Origin of the sequence: Pseudoalteromonas maris (genome assembly GCF_049257235.1) — a bacterium.
Classification (GTDB): domain Bacteria; phylum Pseudomonadota; class Gammaproteobacteria; order Enterobacterales; family Alteromonadaceae; genus Pseudoalteromonas.
On the sequence record NZ_JBMMUF010000002.1, the window covers coordinates 205,658 to 224,504 of the forward strand.

At 44.6% G+C, this 18,847-nt stretch carries 16 protein-coding genes and 2 tRNA genes; 10 read left to right on the forward strand and 8 right to left on the reverse strand.

Features of this window, described 5'->3' with window-relative positions; all coding sequences use genetic code 11:
- Nucleotides 1-77 precede the first annotated feature (77 nt).
- From AAEU32_RS03970 to AAEU32_RS03985, 4 genes are all read left to right on the forward strand, one after another.
- A complete protein-coding gene (locus AAEU32_RS03970; protein WP_421969226.1) occupies nucleotides 78-506 on the forward strand; it encodes a CBS domain-containing protein in 429 nt (142 codons plus the stop codon).
- 67 nt (nucleotides 507-573) lie between these two features.
- Nucleotides 574-4,470, forward strand: coding sequence for an ATP-dependent RNA helicase HrpA (hrpA, locus tag AAEU32_RS03975; protein ID WP_421969227.1), 3,897 nt, complete (start codon nucleotides 574-576; stop codon nucleotides 4,468-4,470).
- A gap of 344 nt (nucleotides 4,471-4,814) precedes the next feature.
- A complete protein-coding gene (locus tag AAEU32_RS03980) occupies nucleotides 4,815-5,186 on the forward strand; it encodes a response regulator (protein ID WP_421969228.1) in 372 nt (123 codons plus the stop codon).
- A 24-nt stretch (nucleotides 5,187-5,210) separates the two neighbouring features.
- Nucleotides 5,211-5,510 carry a PilZ domain-containing protein gene (locus tag AAEU32_RS03985; RefSeq protein ID WP_421969229.1) on the forward strand — a complete coding sequence of 100 codons (300 nt, stop codon included), beginning with the start codon at nucleotides 5,211-5,213 and terminating at the stop codon, nucleotides 5,508-5,510.
- 44 nt (nucleotides 5,511-5,554) lie between these two features.
- Here AAEU32_RS03985 and AAEU32_RS03990 read toward each other — a convergent pair whose 3' ends face one another.
- Entirely contained in the window at nucleotides 5,555-6,745 is a 1,191-nt protein-coding gene (locus tag AAEU32_RS03990) for a class I SAM-dependent methyltransferase (RefSeq protein ID WP_421969230.1), read from the reverse strand.
- A gap of 215 nt (nucleotides 6,746-6,960) precedes the next feature.
- Here AAEU32_RS03990 and AAEU32_RS03995 point away from each other — a divergent pair, with 215 nt between their 5' ends.
- Both AAEU32_RS03995 and AAEU32_RS04000 read left to right on the forward strand, forming a co-directional pair.
- Complete coding sequence (locus AAEU32_RS03995; RefSeq protein ID WP_421969231.1) at nucleotides 6,961-7,632, forward strand: HD domain-containing protein; 672 nt, start codon at nucleotides 6,961-6,963, stop codon at nucleotides 7,630-7,632.
- Nucleotides 7,625-8,026 (forward strand): VOC family protein, encoded by a 402-nt coding sequence (locus AAEU32_RS04000; RefSeq protein WP_421969232.1) that lies wholly within the window; start codon nucleotides 7,625-7,627, stop codon nucleotides 8,024-8,026. The genes AAEU32_RS03995 and AAEU32_RS04000 overlap by 8 nt, the downstream gene beginning before the upstream one ends.
- Here AAEU32_RS04000 and AAEU32_RS04005 read toward each other — a convergent pair.
- Both AAEU32_RS04005 and AAEU32_RS04010 read right to left on the reverse strand, forming a co-directional pair.
- Complete coding sequence (locus tag AAEU32_RS04005) at nucleotides 8,023-9,009, reverse strand: HD domain-containing phosphohydrolase (protein WP_421969233.1); 987 nt, start codon at nucleotides 9,007-9,009, stop codon at nucleotides 8,023-8,025. The genes AAEU32_RS04000 and AAEU32_RS04005 overlap by 4 nt on opposite strands.
- On the reverse strand, nucleotides 9,002-12,346 hold the full coding sequence (locus AAEU32_RS04010; RefSeq protein WP_421969234.1) for a PAS domain S-box protein: 3,345 nt from the start codon (nucleotides 12,344-12,346) through the stop codon (nucleotides 9,002-9,004). Before AAEU32_RS04010 ends, AAEU32_RS04005 begins: the two co-directional genes overlap by 8 nt.
- Nucleotides 12,347-12,580: 234 nt before the next feature.
- Between AAEU32_RS04010 and AAEU32_RS04015 the strand changes: the two genes are divergently transcribed.
- Entirely contained in the window at nucleotides 12,581-13,225 is a 645-nt protein-coding gene (locus AAEU32_RS04015; RefSeq protein ID WP_421969235.1) for a M48 family metallopeptidase, read from the forward strand.
- A gap of 7 nt (nucleotides 13,226-13,232) precedes the next feature.
- Here AAEU32_RS04015 and AAEU32_RS04020 read toward each other — a convergent pair.
- Both AAEU32_RS04020 and AAEU32_RS04025 read right to left on the reverse strand, forming a co-directional pair.
- Nucleotides 13,233-13,317 (reverse strand) — tRNA-Tyr (locus tag AAEU32_RS04020).
- A gap of 36 nt (nucleotides 13,318-13,353) precedes the next feature.
- A tRNA-Tyr gene (locus AAEU32_RS04025) sits at nucleotides 13,354-13,438 on the reverse strand.
- A gap of 112 nt (nucleotides 13,439-13,550) precedes the next feature.
- On the opposite strand from AAEU32_RS04025, the gene AAEU32_RS04030 reads away from it, so the two are divergent.
- Nucleotides 13,551-14,060 carry a VC2046/SO_2500 family protein gene (locus tag AAEU32_RS04030; RefSeq protein ID WP_421969236.1) on the forward strand — a complete coding sequence of 170 codons (510 nt, stop codon included), beginning with the start codon at nucleotides 13,551-13,553 and terminating at the stop codon, nucleotides 14,058-14,060.
- A gap of 142 nt (nucleotides 14,061-14,202) precedes the next feature.
- On the opposite strand, the gene AAEU32_RS04035 is transcribed toward AAEU32_RS04030, so the two are convergent.
- On the reverse strand, nucleotides 14,203-14,661 hold the full coding sequence (locus AAEU32_RS04035; protein ID WP_421969237.1) for a YchJ family protein: 459 nt from the start codon (nucleotides 14,659-14,661) through the stop codon (nucleotides 14,203-14,205).
- Between the two features lie 35 nt (nucleotides 14,662-14,696).
- Complete coding sequence (locus AAEU32_RS04040) at nucleotides 14,697-15,143, reverse strand: SulA-like leucine-rich domain-containing protein (protein ID WP_421969238.1); 447 nt, start codon at nucleotides 15,141-15,143, stop codon at nucleotides 14,697-14,699.
- A gap of 223 nt (nucleotides 15,144-15,366) precedes the next feature.
- Between AAEU32_RS04040 and AAEU32_RS04045 the strand changes: the two genes are divergently transcribed.
- Nucleotides 15,367-16,659: an NCS2 family permease gene (locus AAEU32_RS04045; RefSeq protein ID WP_421969239.1), complete on the forward strand. Its 1,293-nt coding sequence runs from the start codon at nucleotides 15,367-15,369 to the stop codon at nucleotides 16,657-16,659.
- Between the two features lie 52 nt (nucleotides 16,660-16,711).
- On the opposite strand, the gene AAEU32_RS04050 is transcribed toward AAEU32_RS04045, so the two are convergent.
- Nucleotides 16,712-17,485, reverse strand: coding sequence for a hypothetical protein (locus AAEU32_RS04050; RefSeq protein ID WP_421969240.1), 774 nt, complete (start codon nucleotides 17,483-17,485; stop codon nucleotides 16,712-16,714).
- A 365-nt stretch (nucleotides 17,486-17,850) separates the two neighbouring features.
- Between AAEU32_RS04050 and cysB the strand changes: the two genes are divergently transcribed.
- Nucleotides 17,851-18,828: an HTH-type transcriptional regulator CysB gene (gene cysB / locus AAEU32_RS04055; protein WP_421969241.1), complete on the forward strand. Its 978-nt coding sequence runs from the start codon at nucleotides 17,851-17,853 to the stop codon at nucleotides 18,826-18,828.
- Nucleotides 18,829-18,847 lie beyond the last annotated feature (19 nt).

Genomic DNA, 18,847 nt, shown 5'->3' on the forward strand with positions numbered 1-18,847 from the left:
ACATTGGCTTAATTACGCAAAATCCTAAGCGCCAACTATAGTTACACTGTGGTACGAACAAAATTTTAGGGGTGCGTATGCAATCAATTAAAGTCGCAGATTATTACAATCACAGACCTGTTACTTTTAAAGCGAATATGTCCATTGAGAGTGCGGTTGAAAAGCTGCTTCAAAGTGGACAAACCGGTGGACCAGTAGTTGACGATCTTGGCACGGTCATTGGTTTTGTGTCTGAGCAAGACTGCCTCAAGCAGATGCTCAACTCAACCTATCAAAACGAGGCCCATTGTGTCATCGGCGATGTCATGACCAAAGAGCCCATTTGTGTCACACCAGATCACAGTGTGATGGCCCTTGCGGAGTCTATGCAGGTGAATAAGCCCAAAATGTATCCTGTGTGTGATGAGTATGGCAAGTTGATGGGTGTTATCACTCGGGCGCATGTGTTATTGGCGCTAGATAAACACTTGCATGATAACTATGCCCCAGGAAAGCGCTTCGTCTAACGATACACTTTAGAGTGATATTTTGCTAAGCTGGCCGGCCATTTTATGTAGTTAATTAAGGTGCTTCGTGTCAGCCAGCAAAGCCTTGTATGCCAAGCTCAATGAGTGTCTAAAAAAAGATCAATTCTTACTCAAAAAACGCCTACAAGGGGCGCAAAAAATTAGTGATGAAGCAAAGCGCCAAGACGTGATTGCTAAAATCGCTACTGCCATTGATGCAAGTATCCACGCTCGTGCAAAGCGTTTATCACAGTTGCCCAAACCTACTTTCCCTGCGGCACTGCCTGTTAGTGAAAAACGTGACGATATCAAAGAGGCTATCGCCAATAATCAGGTAGTCATTGTGGCTGGTGAAACCGGCTCGGGTAAAACCACGCAGCTTCCGAAAATATGCTTGGAACTTGGTCGCGGTGTTGATGGCCTAATCGGTCACACGCAGCCACGACGTCTTGCCGCTCGCAGTGTTGCGGCACGAATCGCAGAAGAGTTAGACAGTGAGATTGGACAAACTGTCGGCTTTAAAATTCGCTTTAGTGATCAAGTCAGCGAGCGCAGCTACATAAAACTCATGACTGACGGTATCTTGCTGGCAGAAATCCAAAATGACCGTTATCTCAACCAATACGACACCATTATTATCGATGAAGCGCACGAACGTAGTTTAAACATCGATTTTATTCTTGGGTATCTTAAAAACCTGTTACCGAAACGCCCAGATTTAAAAGTCATTATTACTTCGGCTACCATCGATCCAGAGCGTTTCTCTCGTCATTTTAATGATGCGCCGATCATTGAAGTGTCAGGACGAACCTATCCTGTAGAGGTACGTTATAGACCTATCAGTGAATTAACTGGGAATGACGACGAACAAGATGAAAATGATCAACTACAAGGCATCTTTGACGCGGTAGATGAACTCTACAACGAAGGGCCAGGCGATATTCTTATCTTTATGAATGGTGAGCGTGAAATTCGCGACACCGCAGATGCCTTGAATAAACGTAACCTAAAACACACCGAAGTGTTGCCTTTGTATGCTCGGTTATCAAATGCCGAACAAAACAAAATTTTTCACCCGGGTAATAAGCGTCGTATTGTGCTGGCGACCAACGTTGCAGAGACCTCATTAACGGTTCCGGGTATTCGCTATGTGATTGACCCAGGTACTGCGCGTATCAGTCGCTACAGTTATCGCACCAAAGTTCAACGATTGCCCATTGAAGCAATTTCGCAGGCTAGCGCCAATCAACGTAAAGGCCGTTGTGGTCGTGTTGAAGCGGGTATTTGTATTCGTCTATATTCAGAAGAGGATTTTCTAGGTCGTCCAGAATTTACTGACCCTGAAATACTGCGCACTAACCTTGCCTCTGTTATTTTGCAAATGTTGGGCTTAGGGCTCGGTGATATCAGTCGTTTTCCCTTTGTGCAGCCACCTGATAGTCGCAACATCAACGATGGCGTACGTTTGCTCGAAGAATTAGAGGCAGTAAAACCGGCTAAGCACCGCGCCCAGATCACGTTAACTAAATCGGGGCGCGAGCTTTCTCGACTGCCTTTGGACCCACGTTTAGCAAAAATGGTGCTCGCCAGTGTAGGCGTAGGCGCATTGCGTGAAGTGATCATCATCACCGCAGCACTGGCTATTCAAGACCCTCGAGAGCGCCCCCAAGATAAAAAAGGTAAAGCCGACGAATTACATAATCGTTTTAACGATGATGATTCTGACTTTATCGCATTTTTAAATCTATGGAACTACCTCGAAGAGCAGCAACAAGCACTCACCAATAACCAATTTCGTAAGTTGTGTAAGCAAGAGTTTCTTGCCTACATGCGTATACGTGAGTGGCAAGATATTGTCTATCAAGTGACGACTATTTGTGACGAAATGGGTCTTAAGGATTCAAATAATCAACCCAGCTTTGAGACTATTCACCAAGCTTTGCTGTGTGGCTTGTTGAGCCATGTCGGGCAAAAAGATGACAAAAATGCCCATTATCAAGGTGCCCGCAATAGCCAATTTCATATTTTCCCCGGCTCTAACTTATTTAAAAAACGCCCCAAATGGCTGATGTCGGCAGAATTGGTAGAAACCTCCAAGTTGTATGCGCGCATTAATGCAAAAATCGATGTCAGTTGGATAGCCCCACTTGCACAACACTTGGTCAAGCGTACTTACAGTGAACCACATTGGCAGAAAAAAGCAGGCGCGGTGATTGCGTTTGAGCAGCAAACTCTTTATGGCCTGACAATCGTTGCCAAAAAGCGCAGTCAATATGACAAAATTGACCCGGTAGTGAGTCGTGAAATCTTCATTCGTACGGCGCTAGTGGAACAAGAGCTCGGTGCTAATGAGTCATTTTTACAAGTAAATCGTAAGCTCATTGAAGAGGTGCAAGACCTCGAAAATAAAGCCCGTCGTCGTGATATTTTGGTTGATGAGCACACCTTGTTTGAGTTTTACGATAAGCATATTCCAGCGGATGTGTGTAATCGAGTGAGCTTTTTGAAGTGGTATAAGGCGCAAAAGAGTAACGACAAGCGCTTTTTGCACATGAGCAAAAATGATTTGATGCAACATGGTGCTGATGACATCACCGAAGAGAATTATCCTGATGTGTGGATGCAAGGCAACCTCGTGTTGCCGCTGACCTACAGTTTTGAACCTGGCCAAGATGTGGATGGTGTTGCGGTACAAATTCCATTGGCATTGCTTAACCAAGTGCAAGCTGAAGGATTTGATTGGCACATCCCCGCGCTGCGTCATGAGCTTATCTGTGCATTAATTAAGTCACTTCCTAAGGCTCAGCGTCGAAACTTTGTGCCCGCACCAAACTACGCAGATGCGGTGTTAAGTTCAATTGAACCGATGCAAGGTAAGTTGTTAGATGCGTTGGCGCTGCGCTTATTTAGAATGACTGGCGCTAAGGTTGAAGCAGAACAATTTGATACCAGTGCGTTGGATGAGCACCTGCGTATTGCGTTTGAAGTACGCGATGATAACAACAAGTTGGTAGCTCGTGGCTACGATTTAGATGCACTTAAAGCGAACCTTGCCGATAAGGTGAGTAATACACTATCGCAAGTTGCTGATGAGGGGATTGAGCGTCAAGGTTTAACGCAGTGGGAGTTTGACTCATTGCCAGAGTCTTATGTGAAGAAGCAAGGCCAATATGAAGTCAAAGCGTTTGTTGCGCTGGTGGATAAAAAAGACAGTACCGCGATTGAGTTGTTTGACTCTCCTAGTAAAGCTCATGCAGCCCACCAACAGGGATTACGTCGTTTGGTATTATTAAATATCCCTTCACCAATTAAGTATTTACAGCAAAACCTGCCGAATAAGGCGAAATTAGGTTTGTATTTTAATCCCTTTGGCAAAGTACAACTGTTGATTGATGATTGCATCGCGGCTGGCGTAGACAAATTGCTCAGCCAATTTGGTGACATTCGTCAGCCCCAAGAGTTTGAAAAGGCGAAAGAACATATCCGTGGTGAGCTAGGCGATACGGTTGTTGCGATTGCGCTTGAGGTGGAGCAGGTGCTCAGTTTGGCGCATGCAATCCATAAGCGGATGCGTGGCAAGGTTGACTTGAGCATGATCACCGCCCACGGTGATATCAAATCGCAACTAGAAAGCCTTATCTTCAAAGGGTTCGTAAGCCATCATGGCGCTGATAAAATGGCAGATTTATGCCGTTATATGAAAGCGATAGACCGTCGTTTAGAGAAATTGCCGGTTGACCCTAACCGTGATCGCTTGTGTACGCTTGAGCTTGATAAAGTAGCCGAGGCGTATCAAAAATGTGTTGCTAAGCACCCTAAAAATGAACCGCAACCACAGGCACTAAAAGAAATATTCTGGATGCAACAAGAATTACGTGTGTCGTTATTCGCACAAACATTGGGGACGCCTTATCCGGTGTCTGCCAAAAGGGTACTTAACCTTATAAATGAATATGTTACGTAAAAATTATTCAACTATACTCAGTGCCAAGTAGGATAAACTTACACTAGGGTCTGTTGGTCTTTGAAGTATGAATTTTGTTCAAATCAAAGGCTTTCAATGCAAGGAATGGGTTATGTTGCATAGTGAGCTATGTTAATGGCCCATGACAGAGCAGTGTAAGCCTTTGGTTGAACCCTTTGGGCAGCGCCATTGGGGGATTTTTTCAGCGTTATCGCCTGACTTACATAGAATGACTATGCGACGCAGGCTCTGCCTTGCCAAAATGTCCCAATGACCGCTGCAAAAACACACAGCAAAGGTTAACAGACCCTAGGCAATTGATACATTTTTAAGGTTGGACTCCGTTGCGAAAAAGGAATAAGGCAAAGCTACTCGTTGTTGATGATGAGTATTTCAACTTTACCTTCTACACTAAAGTATTGGGTGAACAATATGAGTTGGAATATGTCAGTTCAGGGGAGCTGTGTTTAAACGAAACACTGAATCTAAATCCAGATGCCATCTTATTAGATGTGTGTATGCCGGGACTGGATGGCTTTGATACCTGCCGTATTTTAAAAAACACACCCGAGACAGCAAAAATCCCGGTGATTATAATATCTGGACTCGAATCTCCAGACGCGAAGCAGCAAGCTTTTGGGGCTGGGTGTGACGCTTTTTATGTGAAACCCTTGTCTACAAATGATCTATTGGAGAGCTTGCAAACACTGATTTAAAGCATAATAAGGAGAACAATAACCATGCTTTATGATGATGAGCAACGCAGCTTCCGGCGCATGATGGTTGAGGCCAATGCGACCTTAGAAATTGATACAGGTAGCGAAGTGCTAAAGGTTGATGCGTTATGCAAAGACTTGAGCGCTAATGGTATGCAACTGTACGTAGAAGAGGCCGTTGACCCCGGAGTGTGTATTACTGTGCACATCCAATCGGCAACTGGCAGTGTGCCACCACTCAAAGCACTGACTCGAGTCGTGCGCTGTAGCCAAGAAGACGATGGCCAGTATTGTGTGGGGGTCGAAATGGTTGATGTGAATTAAACAGCAAACGAGAAGTGAGTGCCACAGCACTCACTTTTTTTTGGCTAGTATACCTTACAAACCAGACCTTTGAGGTAAAAACCTTCAGGATAAGGGCCTGATATAGGGTGATCTGCCGCTTGATTTAAACGCTCAACAATGAGTAAGTCCTTGTGCGCATCCAGCGCCGCATCAGCAACAACTTTTTGAAACAAGTTCTGCTCCATCAAGCCAGAGCATGAGAACGTCAGTAGCGTGCCGCCGGGGTTGAGCAGCTGCATTGCTAGCATGTTAATGTCTTTGTACCCTCGACACGCACCCGTTAGTTGAGCCTTTGACTCTGCAAACTTAGGAGGGTCCATGACGATGGTGTCGAACTTACGCCCTTGCTCGCGATATTCACGCAGTAATTTAAAGACATCTTGTTTAACGAACTGTGCTTTGCTCATATCAAGATTGTTGTGCTCAACATTGCGTTTCGCGATGTCGAGGGCATTTTGTGAGACATCAACGTTAGTGACTTCTTTACAGCCACCTCGAAGTGCGTACAAGCCAAATGTGCCGGTGTAGCAAAAGCAGTTAAGTACTTCTTTATCTTTGACATAGCGTTCTAGGGCAGCGCGGCTATCACGTTGGTCGAGGTAAAAACCTGTTTTGTGGCCACCGAGGATATCCACTTCACAGGTTAAGCCATTTTCTTTGATCAATACGGGACCATGAGGCGCGTCGCCAAGCAACGCTCCAGTAGTAGGTGCTAGGCCTTCTTTTTTACGCACATCCACATCGGAACGCTCGTAAATCGCGCACTCAGGGAATAAGCGGTGCAGGGCAGCAACGATATCGCCTTTATGGCGCTCAGCTCCCGCACTGAGTAACTGGCATACTAGATAGTTGTCAAATTTATCAATGGTAATGCCAGGTAAACCATCAGATTCGCCTGCGCATAAGCGAAAACCGGTAAGGCCGCCCAACTCAATAGTGTGTTCGCGAGCACTGTATGCGCGCGCTAGGCGTTGATAAAAGAATTCACCATCGATTTGCTCTTTCTCATTGAATGACCAAACGCGAGCACGAATTTGTGACTCTGGGCTATACGCTGCAGTTGCTAGGTATTTACCATTACTATCGTAAACGGTGACTGTATCGCCAAGTGCCAAATTGCCTTTTACTTTTTTGATGGCCTTAGAGAAAATCCAAGGATGTTTGCGTTTTAGTGATTTTTCACGCCCTGGTTGAAGATAAATTGCACCCGCCATAGCTGCTCCCGCTGTTAGATAGAGGCGCTATTCTAGGCAGTGCGCTACAGATACTCAAATTAATTTTGCCAATTAGCGGCCACTGCTTTATTGTCTTGTGACTATACAGCTGTAATGCATGCGTTTTATCGGTTTGGTGTATAGCCCACACGTATTACGGCGGTTTATTTTTATCACAAAGCAGGGTCTGATTTTTGACGAGGCCTTCACAATGTATGAGTGTTCAAGTGATTGAGTTGTCATCTGATTTACAAAATTTAGAACGTCAGTGTCGCGCGTTTATTTTACAATGTGGTAGCGCTGATGCTGCCCACGATATTACCCATATTGAGCGCGTTGTCACCGTGGCTAAGAAATTGTGCTCACAAGAGCAAGGGTGTATGGAAATTGTTTTGCCCGCGGCGTGGTTGCATGACTGTGTGGCAGTGGCTAAAAATCACCCTGATAGAGCCAAAGCCTCTGCAATGGCAGCAGACAAAGCCATTACTTTTTTACACAGTATTGGATATGACAGCCAGTACTTCGATGCCATTCATCATGCCATCGTTGCTCATAGTTTCAGTGCTCAAATTACGCCAACTACCCTCGAGGCGCAGATAGTGCAAGACGCTGATCGAATGGACGCCCTTGGTGCCATAGGTATTAGTCGTTGCATGAAAGTAGGAGGGGCCATTTGTCGTGGCTTGTATCACCCTTCAGATCCATTTGCCAAAAATCGTGACGCAGATGACGGCAAATACACCTTGGATCATTTCTTCGTAAAATTGTTATCAATCGCCACGAGCATGAACACACAAAGTGCGCAACTTGAAGCGCAAAAGCGCACTGACTATATGCATGACTTTTTGCGCCAATTAGGACAAGAAATTGGTGTGTCCTATGACTAGCGAAGTGCCACTACTACGCGGTGTCGATCATTGTCACATTCAAGTAGATGATGTTGAAGCAGCGCTGGTGTTTTATCGTGATGTGCTCGGTTTTGATATCGTTTCGGAACTCGAGTTTTGGTATCACGAGCAAGAAGGTGGCCCTTTGATGTTGCAAGATAAGGGTAAAACGATTTGTTTGGCCCTGTTCAAAGGAAATAAGCGTAGCAATGGTATTGCTTTTGGCTGTGATGCCTCACAGTTTGTGCGTTGGCGTGAACACTTAGCTCAGCAGGGGGTTGATGTACACCTAGCAGATCATCAGGTGTCGTATTCTATGTATTTTCGTGACCCTTGCGGAAACATGCACGAGATCACGTGTTTTGATTACCACGGACTCGCACAGCGCCTTTAGTTGGTATACTTGGCTTTGACAGCCAATATTTTATCCATTTGGGTTAGAAAAACGTCGACCAATTCAGGGTCAAATTGTTTGCCTCGCTCCGCTATTAACAAGTCAATGGCTTGCTCTACGGGCCAAGGTTCTTTGTATGGGCGTCGTGAGGTGAGAGCGTCGAAAACATCAGCAATACAGCACATCCTTCCCTCTAGCGATATCTCCTCACCTTTTAAACCATTTGGATAACCTTTGCCGTCATATCGTTCATGATGCTCAAGGGCGAGTCTATGTGCGAGTTGAATCAGAGGCGTTGATGAACCGGCAAGAATATCGGCACCAATATTGGCATGCTTTTGCATCTGGGCGTATTCATCAGGGTCTAATTTTGCGGGTTTGAGTAGGATATTGTCTGGGATACCTATTTTGCCAATATCGTGCATTGGAGCGGCCAATAACAGAGACTCGGCACGTTGCTCGTTCATTCCATAGGCCAGCGCTAAAATGTGGCAATAGCGACTCATGCGAATAATGTGATGACCTGTCTCATTATCTTTGTATTCTGCGGCATGGCTCAAGCGCTGAATGAGTTCAAGTTGCGCTGATTTGAGTAAATCAGCTTGCACTAAGGAAAGGTGATTTTTAACACGAGCCCTTACAATTGCTGGGCTAATCGGCTTAGTAATATAGTCAACAGCCCCCAAGGATAAGCCATTTGCTTCATCGACTTCATCTTGCATCGCGGTGACAAATATGACTGGTATCGATGCTGTTTTATCACTTTGTTTTAGAGCTATGCAGACGTCAAATCCTGACATTCCCGGCATCATCACATCCAGCAAGACTAAGTCAGGCTTTTTTTCTTGAGCAAGGGTTAATGCTTGCTCACCAGACTTAGCAAAAATGAGGCGGTAGTCTTTCCCTAGGACTTCATTTAAGACTTTTAAATTTGTCGGCTCATCATCGACTGCAAGTAACGTAGGTTGAGTATCTTCATTCATAGTCTTCATTCCCTATTTGGGATAGCAGGTTGTTGATGCTAAGTGTTGCTTTATCGAACTCAAATTCATCAATTAATTCAAGAATGTGTGCGATTTCATGCTTATATTTATGTCCGCCCGCGTGTTGTATTTGTTCGCAAAGCTCGTTGTTGTACTCAAAGTTATTGCACAGGGTAATAAGCTGTGGGAGCAGCTCACTTAATGAGGCGAGATCTTCTTGCGCTGCTATCTTAGTCGGGGCGCTAGGCAAAGGATGGCTTTGTAAATACTGGTCAATCTCGTCCAAGCAGCTAAATAAAGCAAAACGGCATTCGTCATCGATGTATCCAAGTTGCTCAATTCTAGTAAGCTGCGATGTTAGATGAGGCAGACATAGGTTACCTGCGAGGCCTTTGAGTGTATGAACACTCATTATGTGTTCTTGCTCAAGCGAGTCGCATTGGGTGAGGTGTTTTAGCTCATCTAATCGGGTCTTAAAAAAGCGATGTAGCTGTTCAAGGTGCGTCTTTTGGGAGCCCCAAGTTGAGATGCTACGCTGCTCATCTACCACGATATTAGTCTGTTGGCGTTGTGGTGTGCTGATCGCAATAGTGGCAATATCTGCTTTGATATTAAACAGCCTCGCTATGTCACGCAGTAACTCATCAATGTTCACAGGTTTGGTGGCAAAACTATTCATTCCGGCTTTTTTCGCGGCGTCGCGGTCGTTCTGTAGCACACTGGCCGTCAAAGCAATAATTTTACACTCGGGTAAGTCATTTTCCTGCTCGTATGCGCGAATACGTCGTGTGGCCTCTAAGCCATCACATATTGGCATATGAATATCCATTAGGATGATGTCGTATCTATTTTCCTTGGCTTTACTGAGCGCCTCTTCACCATTAATAGCAATATCGGTTTTGTGGCCTAGGTTGCCAAGCCTGAGTTCGAGGAGCTCACGGTTTTGCGCCACATCGTCAGCAATGAGAATGTGTAGCTGCGGCATGGTGGGCAGCGCCAGTTGCGTATCATTAGGTTGCGCTAAGCTGGCGGCTTGTTCATCGCTTGCGATACCAAGGGGAAGCACAAAACTGAATTCGCTGCCTTTGCCTAACTCACTGACAACATCAATTTCACCGCCCATCAGTTGCACCAGTTGGCGGCAAATGGTTGTGCCAAGCCCCGTACCGCCGAAACGTCGGGTGGTGCTATCATCCGCTTGCTCGAATGGTTGAAAGATGGCACTAATACGCTCAGGCGCGATGCCAATCCCTGTATCCTTCACAGCAAAGCGAACCCCATCTGTGTGTGGCTCAACAATTAACAGCACTGAGCCTTGCTCGGTAAATTTAATTGCATTGCCAAGTATATTGATCAGCACTTGTCTAATGCGAGTGGGGTCGCCAACATAGAATTGCGATTGAGTGTCATCAATACAGGCACTCAAAGCGAGCTCTTTTTTTGTTGCCAACTGGGCAAAACTCGATATGACTGAATCGCACAGTTCGGTGAGATTAAAGGGGATGTTTTCTATGGCCACACGGCCTTGTTCTAATTTAGCTGAGTCGAGAATATCGTTGAGAAGGTGCAGTAATGATCGCGCTGATTGCAAGACGTTGTTAATTTGATTGCGCTGATTTTTGTTCAAAGGACTATCGAGAAGTACCTCTGAGAAACCGATTATTGAGTTCATGGGGGTACGAATTTCATGGCTCATATTAGCCAAAAAAGCCTGTTTAGTTTCCGCTGCCATTTCTGCCTTTTCCTTGGCCGCTAGTAACTCTTGCTCCATGTTGCGCCGCTCTGTGATATCCACCAGTACACCTGCGATACAGAGTTGATGTTCATCATCGCGCTCGAACGTTCCTTTATCTAGCACCCATTTGTGCTTGCCCGATTTGGTTTTTATTAAATACTCAAATGAGTAGCCGGATTCTTGGTTCGCTAGTGCTTTATATACGTGTTCACGCACTTTATCATCATCACTGATTAAATCACTAAGGTGGGTTCTTCCCAATGTGAACTCTTCATCATCATAACCGGTGAGTTGTTTCACGATGGGGCTGATGTAAATCATGCTCCAGTGTTTATCAAGGCGACAGCGAAATGCAACGCCGGGCATGTTGTTGATGAGCGTACGGTAATGGTGCTCTTGGGCAGCAAGTTGTTGCTGCATTTTTTTATGTTCACTGAGATCAGTAATAAAGCCGACAAACATGGTGTCTTTATCTGGCAAAGTAACCTCACCAACCCCGAGGTGAATAGGAAGGGTGTGTCCTTTTTTGTGTTGTGCTAACACCTCTCGGCCGTAGCCAATAATATTGGCTTGTTTTGTTTGTAGGTAACGGGAGAGGAATAAATCATGTTGGCGCGCGATATCATCTGGCATGAGCATTTTAACGTTATTACCAATGACTTCATCACTGTGGTAACCAAGGATACGCCTTGCTCCTGCGTTAAAACTTAACACGGTACCTTTTTTGTCTATGGTGATAATGCCATCAACAGCGGTATTAAGTACTGCTTCGAGGCGAGACTGACTGATTTTTTGTTCATTAAGTAACAATCTAAAGCGCATGAGACTGTGTACTAAGGCCGTTGCAGAAATAAGGAACACACTGACCAAAGCAACAGCTAACGCCAAATCGGTGCTGCTATCTGGATTGACATTTTGGGAGTAATCTTCACTTGGAGCAATGAATCGGGCGGCTTGCATCCCCATGTAATGCATGCTCGATACAGCCAATCCCATGACGACTGAACTCAATAGTGCTGCACTGTAATTGTCCTTGCGCTCGTGGCTGTCAATGAACTCTAGATTGGGTAGATGTAAATGCATGGAAATAGAAAACCACGATAGTGCCACGGCAATAACAATAGAGGCTGCAAACCATGTTGGTTCGTATGCAAGCATCGGCCCTAAACGCATCGCAGCCATACCACCGTAGTGCATTAAGCCAATACCGCAACCAAGTAATAAAGCACTCATAAACTTGGCCGAATAGCTCACTCGCTGGCCGCGGATGAGGTGCAAAGCAATGAGTGAAAACACAAATACGGGCAAAAACGATGCCGCAGTCATGGGGATGTTATAAGAAACTTCGACACATAAACTAAAGGCCAACATACCGATGAAGTGCATGCTCCATACCCCACCGGAGAACGCTGCCGCGCTTGAAATAAGGGCATAGTAGTAGAAATTGTTGTCTCTGTTGGTATTAGCGAAGTCCCTTAATCTCAGCGCAAAAAAGGAGGCAAATATGGCAATGAGGACAGAGAGCGCAACAAGCAAGTAGTTATAAGCACCGTTGACCAAAAACTCTGGCGCAGGGTTAACAACAAAGAAACGTTCAAGCATTGTGAAATAAAGCATCCCAAAATAAATTTGGGCTAATGCCCAAGCACGCTTAAGTATAGTGCAACAATCTGAAATCACAGTAATGTTGTACTAATTCGCTGTGGGGAAAGTAGGTGAAAAATGATATTGTGCACCAATCATAGGCAGCACATTCATTTTCTTTTTTGGGTCAAAGTGGGCGTTATTCACAATTCAATACAGTACCAGTTGGTTTTAAGCAGTAAGCGCAAAACCGTGGCTATTCACATCAAAAATGCGCAGGTTGTGGTACGCGCTCCCAAAGGTGTCTCGAGACGTTTTATAGACTCGTTTGTGCATAGTAAAAGCGCATGGATAGCACATCAATTAAACAAGCAATTGAGTGCACAAGGGGACAAACCTCGGCCGTTACAAGATTCTAAAGTAATGCTCTTTGGTGAACACCGACCTTTAGACATTGTGATGCAGAGCAAAAGTGCAGTCTCTGTCACTAATGACTTGGTTCGTATTATGGTTAGTCATCGAGTGAGTAATGTTCATACAAAGGCTAAACAGTTACTCCTTGAGGAGTTGGCAGCACAGTTACAAGGTTATTTAGATACCCGTTTACCATATTGGCAAGACAAAATGGGTGTGCGTGTAAGTGACTATAAAGTGCGTGTGTATCAACGCCGCTGGGGGAGTTGTAATCAACGTGCTGAACTCAGTTTCAACACACTCTTGGTGGGTGCCCCGCAATGGGTAATTGATTACGTTATCGTTCATGAATTAGCTCATATTCGCTATATGAATCATTCTTCAACGTTTTGGCAGTGGGTTGTAACGCATTATCCGCGTACAGAAGACGCTAAAGCATGGCTCAAGGAAAATGGAAGTAAGTTGGATTTGCAATTCGAATAGAAAGAAGTGGTGGAGGGAGCTGGATTCGAACCAGCGAAGGCAGTGCCGTCAGATTTACAGTCTGATCCCTTTGGCCGCTCGGGAACCCCTCCACTAAAAAGTGTTGGTCGCTTAATACTTAAATAAAGTGGTGGAGGGGGCTGGATTCGAACCAGCGAAGGCAATGCCGTCAGATTTACAGTCTGATCCCTTTGGCCGCTCGGGAACCCCTCCTAAGCAACGGCGGTGATAATAACAAACTAAATATTCAAGTAAAGAAAAAAACTAAAGAAAAATTAAAATTGGCCGATAAACGCTTATATAAGAAGCATGTCGAACAAAGTTTATGCAAATTGAGTCAATACTCAACAACGAACTACAATTAGGAAGCCAGCTTAATAAAAGCGTCTGCGAAAATCGTCGTAATGACTTTTCGTGGCTGCTCGCTTCTTTATCTCAAGATGCGCTCGACTTTGCTCAATTTCATCTTCCCAAAACCGAACTGGCTGCACAGTCATTAGACGAACAGCAGCTGCGAGCACAACTTGGTGCGCCCCAGCCACGCCCTTGTGCACCGCCAACATTTAACGTCGCTCTAACTAAACACCAATGTGAGCTAATAGCGATGGGGGCTCGGGATACGCTACGGCTTCAAGACTGCCTTGCGCCAACACCACTGGCCGTCAGAGACGATACCAAACATATCCCGTTACCAGTTGTTGATAATTGCTCGCCAATTACTCAGGCAAAATTGGCTAGTCAAGCAATGCAGTTAAGTGAAGCGCAAATGGACAGCGCTGCGTTTTACGATCAGATCACGCAAATAAATAATGCTGGCTTTGGTGCACTGGCTTAGAGCCTAGAGATTTTTACATCAACCAAAGGCGTACACTGCGTTGTCATGGGCAATAAACATAGTTCATTATGTACTATTACCCATTGCTGGCGTTGAAAGCCTTTGATTTGAACAAAACTCATACCTCAAAGGTCGACACGCCCTAGTCAGCGCAGCATTTTTTAAATTTTTTGCTACTGCCGCATGGGCAAGGATCATTTCGGTTGACCTTCACGTCTTTACTAGGAAATATTACTCCTTTGTCGTAACACCACTGATCGCGCTCAAATACAAATGAGGAACGCTCATGAATACAACTTAAGGTGTTATTAAACAAATAATAGGCTTTGAACTCTACAACTGGTGGGGTAGCTTCAAGTTGTGAATCAACAATTTCTAGATTTACGAATTGGGCAACATCAGCAAACTGCGCAACATCTTCTTTGGTATTGTCCACAATCGCATTTGTTGAGCAGGTATCACAGAGGTAATCAATGGCTTTAGTACAAAAGGCGCTGTAACGAGATTTCATTAGCGCTAAAGGTGAGGGCGCTTTCTGACCGCCTAAAATATATACGCCACAACACTGTTCATAGGGCTGTGGCGACCCACAAAAACACATACACTTTCCAAACTAGCTTGCTCAAGATGGCTAGTTTAGCAAACTTGCGCTCCTTGAGGCATTGCTGCGTTATGCATATTTTTATCTGTCGTAAAGCAATACAATTGTGCTTTAGCATTTTGGGTGTTGAGTTGCATTGACTCTAACTGTTGCTCGTCCACGATATCAGTCCATGTTACGACAGCAGAGTAACGACCATTTTGTAGCGCGCAGTTCAACACGTATTCCACATCAACGATATGCTTTCTTCTGATCACTAACAATTTATTCGTGTCTATCGAGCACGAGTCTAATAAATCACGGCTAGGAATATGATCTGGCGCGACAAGCAAAGTCCAACCCTTACTTTTGTTGTAACGATGAATAATCTTAAGTAACTCAAAAGACGCAGAAATTTCATCTTCAGTTTGCACAATATTGATAGGCTCTGCATTGGCCTCGGTATAACTTTTAACGTGTCTAATCGCTGCTGTATGTAACATAATTGCCTCGCTGTGGGTAAATTGAACGATATACAGTGTTTTATACAGTATGTGTATACAGTAGTTTATACAGTTGTTGTGTGCAAGCTTTTTTTGCGTCTTTTTTAAACATACTTATTTACTATGCACCACGCCCTAGCACTTATGTATTTAAAAAGCGGTCAATTGTCCGTGTTTATGCTAATATCGCGCGCCTGTCATTTAGCTAGCTCAACTAAAACCTATGTTAGAAAGAATTTTTAAAATTAAAGCCAATCAAACGTCAGTTAAACGTGAGGTAATAGCCGGTTTAACTACCTTTATCACCATGGTCTATATCGTATTTGTGAACCCAGCAATGCTGGCTGAAGCGGGTATGGACCAAGGTGCGGCGTTTGTTGCCACCTGCTTAGCGGCCGCGATAGGCTGCTTTATTATGGGCTTTTGGGCAAATTATCCATTGGCGCTGGCGCCTGGGATGGGGCTTAACGCGTTTTTCACCTATGGCGTGGTGTTAGGTATGGGGTATAGCTGGCAATCGGCGCTTGGTGCGGTGTTCATGTCGGGGTGTATCTTCTTAGTGTTGAGTTTATTTAAGGTCAGGGAGTGGATTATCAATGCTATACCTTTGGTGCTCAAGCGTGCCATTGCGACAGGTATTGGCGCATTTTTAGCGCTCATTGCGCTGAAAAACGCGGGAATTGTTGTAGCCAGTCCTGCAACCTTGGTGCAAATGGGTGATATAACCAGTGCTGGGCCTGCGCTGGCTATTTTAAGCTTTTTTATTATTGCAGCTTTACTTTATCGTGACATAAAAAGCGGCGTGTTAATCAGTATTTTACTGGTAACAGGCATTGCTTTGACTATGGGCTTGGTTGAGTATCAGGGGCTTGTTTCTGCGCCACCCTCTATTGCACCTACCTTTATGCAGCTAGACTTCGCAGCAGCCCTTGAGCTATCAATGCTGAGTGTCGTATTCGCATTTTTGTTCGTAGACCTATTTGATACTTCCGGCACCTTGGTTGCCGTTACTCAAAAAGCGGGGTTGGCGGATGATCTCGGACGTATGCCACGCCTTGGGCGAGCTTTGAGTGCCGATAGTAGCGCAACGATTGCGGGCTCTATGCTTGGTACTTCAACGACGACCTCTTATATAGAGTCTGTTGCTGGGGTCTCGGTAGGCGGGCGCACCGGGCTTACCGCAGTAGTGGTTGGCGTGTGCTTCTTATTAATGATGTTCTTTGCGCCATTGGCGGCTATGGTGCCTGCCTATGCCACTGCAGGAGCCATTTTGTATGTGTCTATCTTGATGTTGCAGAACCTAAAACTGGTTGACTGGGACGACATGACTGACGCAATTCCCGTGGCTGTAGTGTTGCTCATGACACCACTTACTTTCTCTATCGCTCATGGTATTGCGCTTGGGTTTATTGCCTACACATCGGTAAAAATTATTTGTAATCGTACGAATGAAGTCAGTGTCAGTGTGTGGATTTTGAGTATCTTGTTTGTGTTGAAGTTTATTTTCTTATCATAGAAACTGAAAAAGCCGCATAGTATGCGGCTTTTTACTTTCCAAATTTAAATTATTACCACTTTTTCTTCGGAGCAAATAACACGTCCAAGTCGTCTTTTTCGGCCTCTGTACGCTTTTTAAGTGCAGATGCGTTTGATGCCTTTAGCTCGATACTGATCTCATTGAGTAGCTCTTCGAGTTGTTGCTTTTTACTCAGTACGTAATCATCGCTGTAACTCAAACCACAAATTACCGCATAGGCTTTTTCGAAGTATTGACGTGCAGAGCCAATCATATTGGCATTACGCGCGGCACTGCCTCTTTTTATTAAGCTTTCAATATTAATTTTGAGTTGTAGGTGTTCGAAGATTTTATCTTCTTGAGTAAAAATAGGGGTGTCTAACTTTCCTTTACCATGCTCTGAGCGCAAAATGGTACGCAGGCGTTTAATGCCTTGAATTAAAGAAATCAGCTGCTTGTCATGTTCAGGTAATCTAAAGCCATCACCTGCATTTACGTTTTCATGATTACCGTTGTTGCCATTAATTAAACGCTCTTTGGCGTCATTTAGACGTTTCTTTAACTCTTTGGATGTTGGTGAAAGCTCAACCATCGAAGCAAGCGCTTCATAGATGCGGCGGTATAAGATAGTAAGGACATTATTTGATAGCGGAATATTAACGCTATTGAGTAGCACTTCTTCCGTTTCTTCAATTACTTTTTTGTGCTTTGCTAAGTCTTGTCGGCGTTGTGCTTCTTGTTTTTCTTTATGTTGTTGCACCGCGCTCACCCATACCGCAATAACGATAAGTGTGACAATCAATAAGACGATGATAGAGGCTATCATTAAGTTTCTCTTACTCTTAATTTTTGTTTGCTACAAGCCATGTTACCCAAAGAACCAAGGCTTAGGTAGTGATAAGCGTTAAATTCATGAAATAACATTAAATAAAATAAGAGTATAGGAGAGGATTTACGCCTTGAACATAAATCAACAGTACCTAGGCACATTTAAATATGCTAGCCTAACCGTCTGTAATAGTTAGGTAACGCCTACATTTTTGCGCATGTTGGTTCAGGTTAAATCGTAAATGTCCTGCTCTGGTGTGTAGAGAATAACGTAATTGTCTAGCTATATAAGTCGTGAGTTCACGATAAGTCGTGAGCTCACGACAACCGAGCCAAGTAAAATAATAAAGAAAGTTTAAGACCATGAAATTACAGCAGCTAAAGTACATTGTTGAGGTGTTGAACCATAACCTTAATGTATCGGCAACGGCTGAGAGCCTATACACCTCTCAACCAGGTATCTCGAAACAAGTGAGAATGCTTGAAGATGAGCTGGGTGTACAAATCTTTGGCCGTAGCGGCAAACACCTCACTCATGTGACCACAGCTGGTAATGACATTATTAATATTGCACGTGAGATTCTCTCTAAAGTAGAGGGCATCAAAGCGGTGGCTAACGAGCATACCTTGCCAGATCAGGGCAAACTCAACATTGCGACAACGCACACTCAGGCACGCTATGCTCTGCCAGGAGTGATTCAAGGTTTTATGAGCAAGTACCCAGCGGTATCTTTGCATATGCACCAAGGAACGCCTCAGCAGATTTCTGACGCGGCGGCGCGCGGCGATGCTGATTTTGCCATAGCCACTGAAGCCCTGCATTTATACTCAGATTTGGTGATGCTGCCCTGTTACCATTGGAATCGCAGTATTGTTGTAGCTAAGGATCACCCGCTTGCGAAAAAGGCAGATAATCTAACTATTGCCGATATTGCCCAATACCCTCTGATCACTTACGTATTTGGTTTTACTGGTCGCTCAGAGCTCGACAAAGCATTCAACGAACAAGGCCACGAGCCACATATCGTATTCACAGCAACTGATGCTGATGTTATTAAAACCTATGTGCGTTTGGGCTTAGGGGTCGGGGTTGTCGCATCAATGGCTATTGATGAAGTAAGCGATAAAGACTTGGTATGTATTGACGCTAGCCACTTATTTGAAGCCAGCACAACGAAGATTGGTTTTAGAAAGGGCACCTTCCTGCGTGGCTACATGTATGATTTTATTGAGCGATTTGCGCCGCACCTAACCAAAGATACCGTTGAGAAAGCGTGTTTATTGCGTAACCAAGATGATGTGGATGCGATGTTCGCAAATATGGATTTACCCGTTCGTTAAGGTTCGGAAAAAACAATAC

Coding starts and splice junctions, on each gene's coding strand:
- AAEU32_RS04040 (WP_421969238.1), bottom strand. CDS start 15,143: ATGTTACATACAGCAGCGATTAGACACGTTAAAAGTTATACCGAGGCC.
- AAEU32_RS04030 (WP_421969236.1), top strand. CDS start 13,551: ATGCAAATTGAGTCAATACTCAACAACGAACTACAATTAGGAAGCCAG.
- AAEU32_RS04045 (WP_421969239.1), top strand. CDS start 15,367: ATGTTAGAAAGAATTTTTAAAATTAAAGCCAATCAAACGTCAGTTAAA.
- AAEU32_RS04050 (WP_421969240.1), bottom strand. CDS start 17,485: ATGATAGCCTCTATCATCGTCTTATTGATTGTCACACTTATCGTTATT.
- AAEU32_RS03990 (WP_421969230.1), bottom strand. CDS start 6,745: ATGGCGGGTGCAATTTATCTTCAACCAGGGCGTGAAAAATCACTAAAA.
- AAEU32_RS04035 (WP_421969237.1), bottom strand. CDS start 14,661: ATGTGTTTTTGTGGGTCGCCACAGCCCTATGAACAGTGTTGTGGCGTA.
- AAEU32_RS04005 (WP_421969233.1), bottom strand. CDS start 9,009: ATGAATGAAGATACTCAACCTACGTTACTTGCAGTCGATGATGAGCCG.
- AAEU32_RS03985 (WP_421969229.1), top strand. CDS start 5,211: ATGCTTTATGATGATGAGCAACGCAGCTTCCGGCGCATGATGGTTGAG.
- cysB (WP_421969241.1), top strand. CDS start 17,851: ATGAAATTACAGCAGCTAAAGTACATTGTTGAGGTGTTGAACCATAAC.
- AAEU32_RS04010 (WP_421969234.1), bottom strand. CDS start 12,346: ATGCTTGAACGTTTCTTTGTTGTTAACCCTGCGCCAGAGTTTTTGGTC.
- AAEU32_RS03970 (WP_421969226.1), top strand. CDS start 78: ATGCAATCAATTAAAGTCGCAGATTATTACAATCACAGACCTGTTACT.
- AAEU32_RS04000 (WP_421969232.1), top strand. CDS start 7,625: ATGACTAGCGAAGTGCCACTACTACGCGGTGTCGATCATTGTCACATT.
- AAEU32_RS03995 (WP_421969231.1), top strand. CDS start 6,961: ATGAGTGTTCAAGTGATTGAGTTGTCATCTGATTTACAAAATTTAGAA.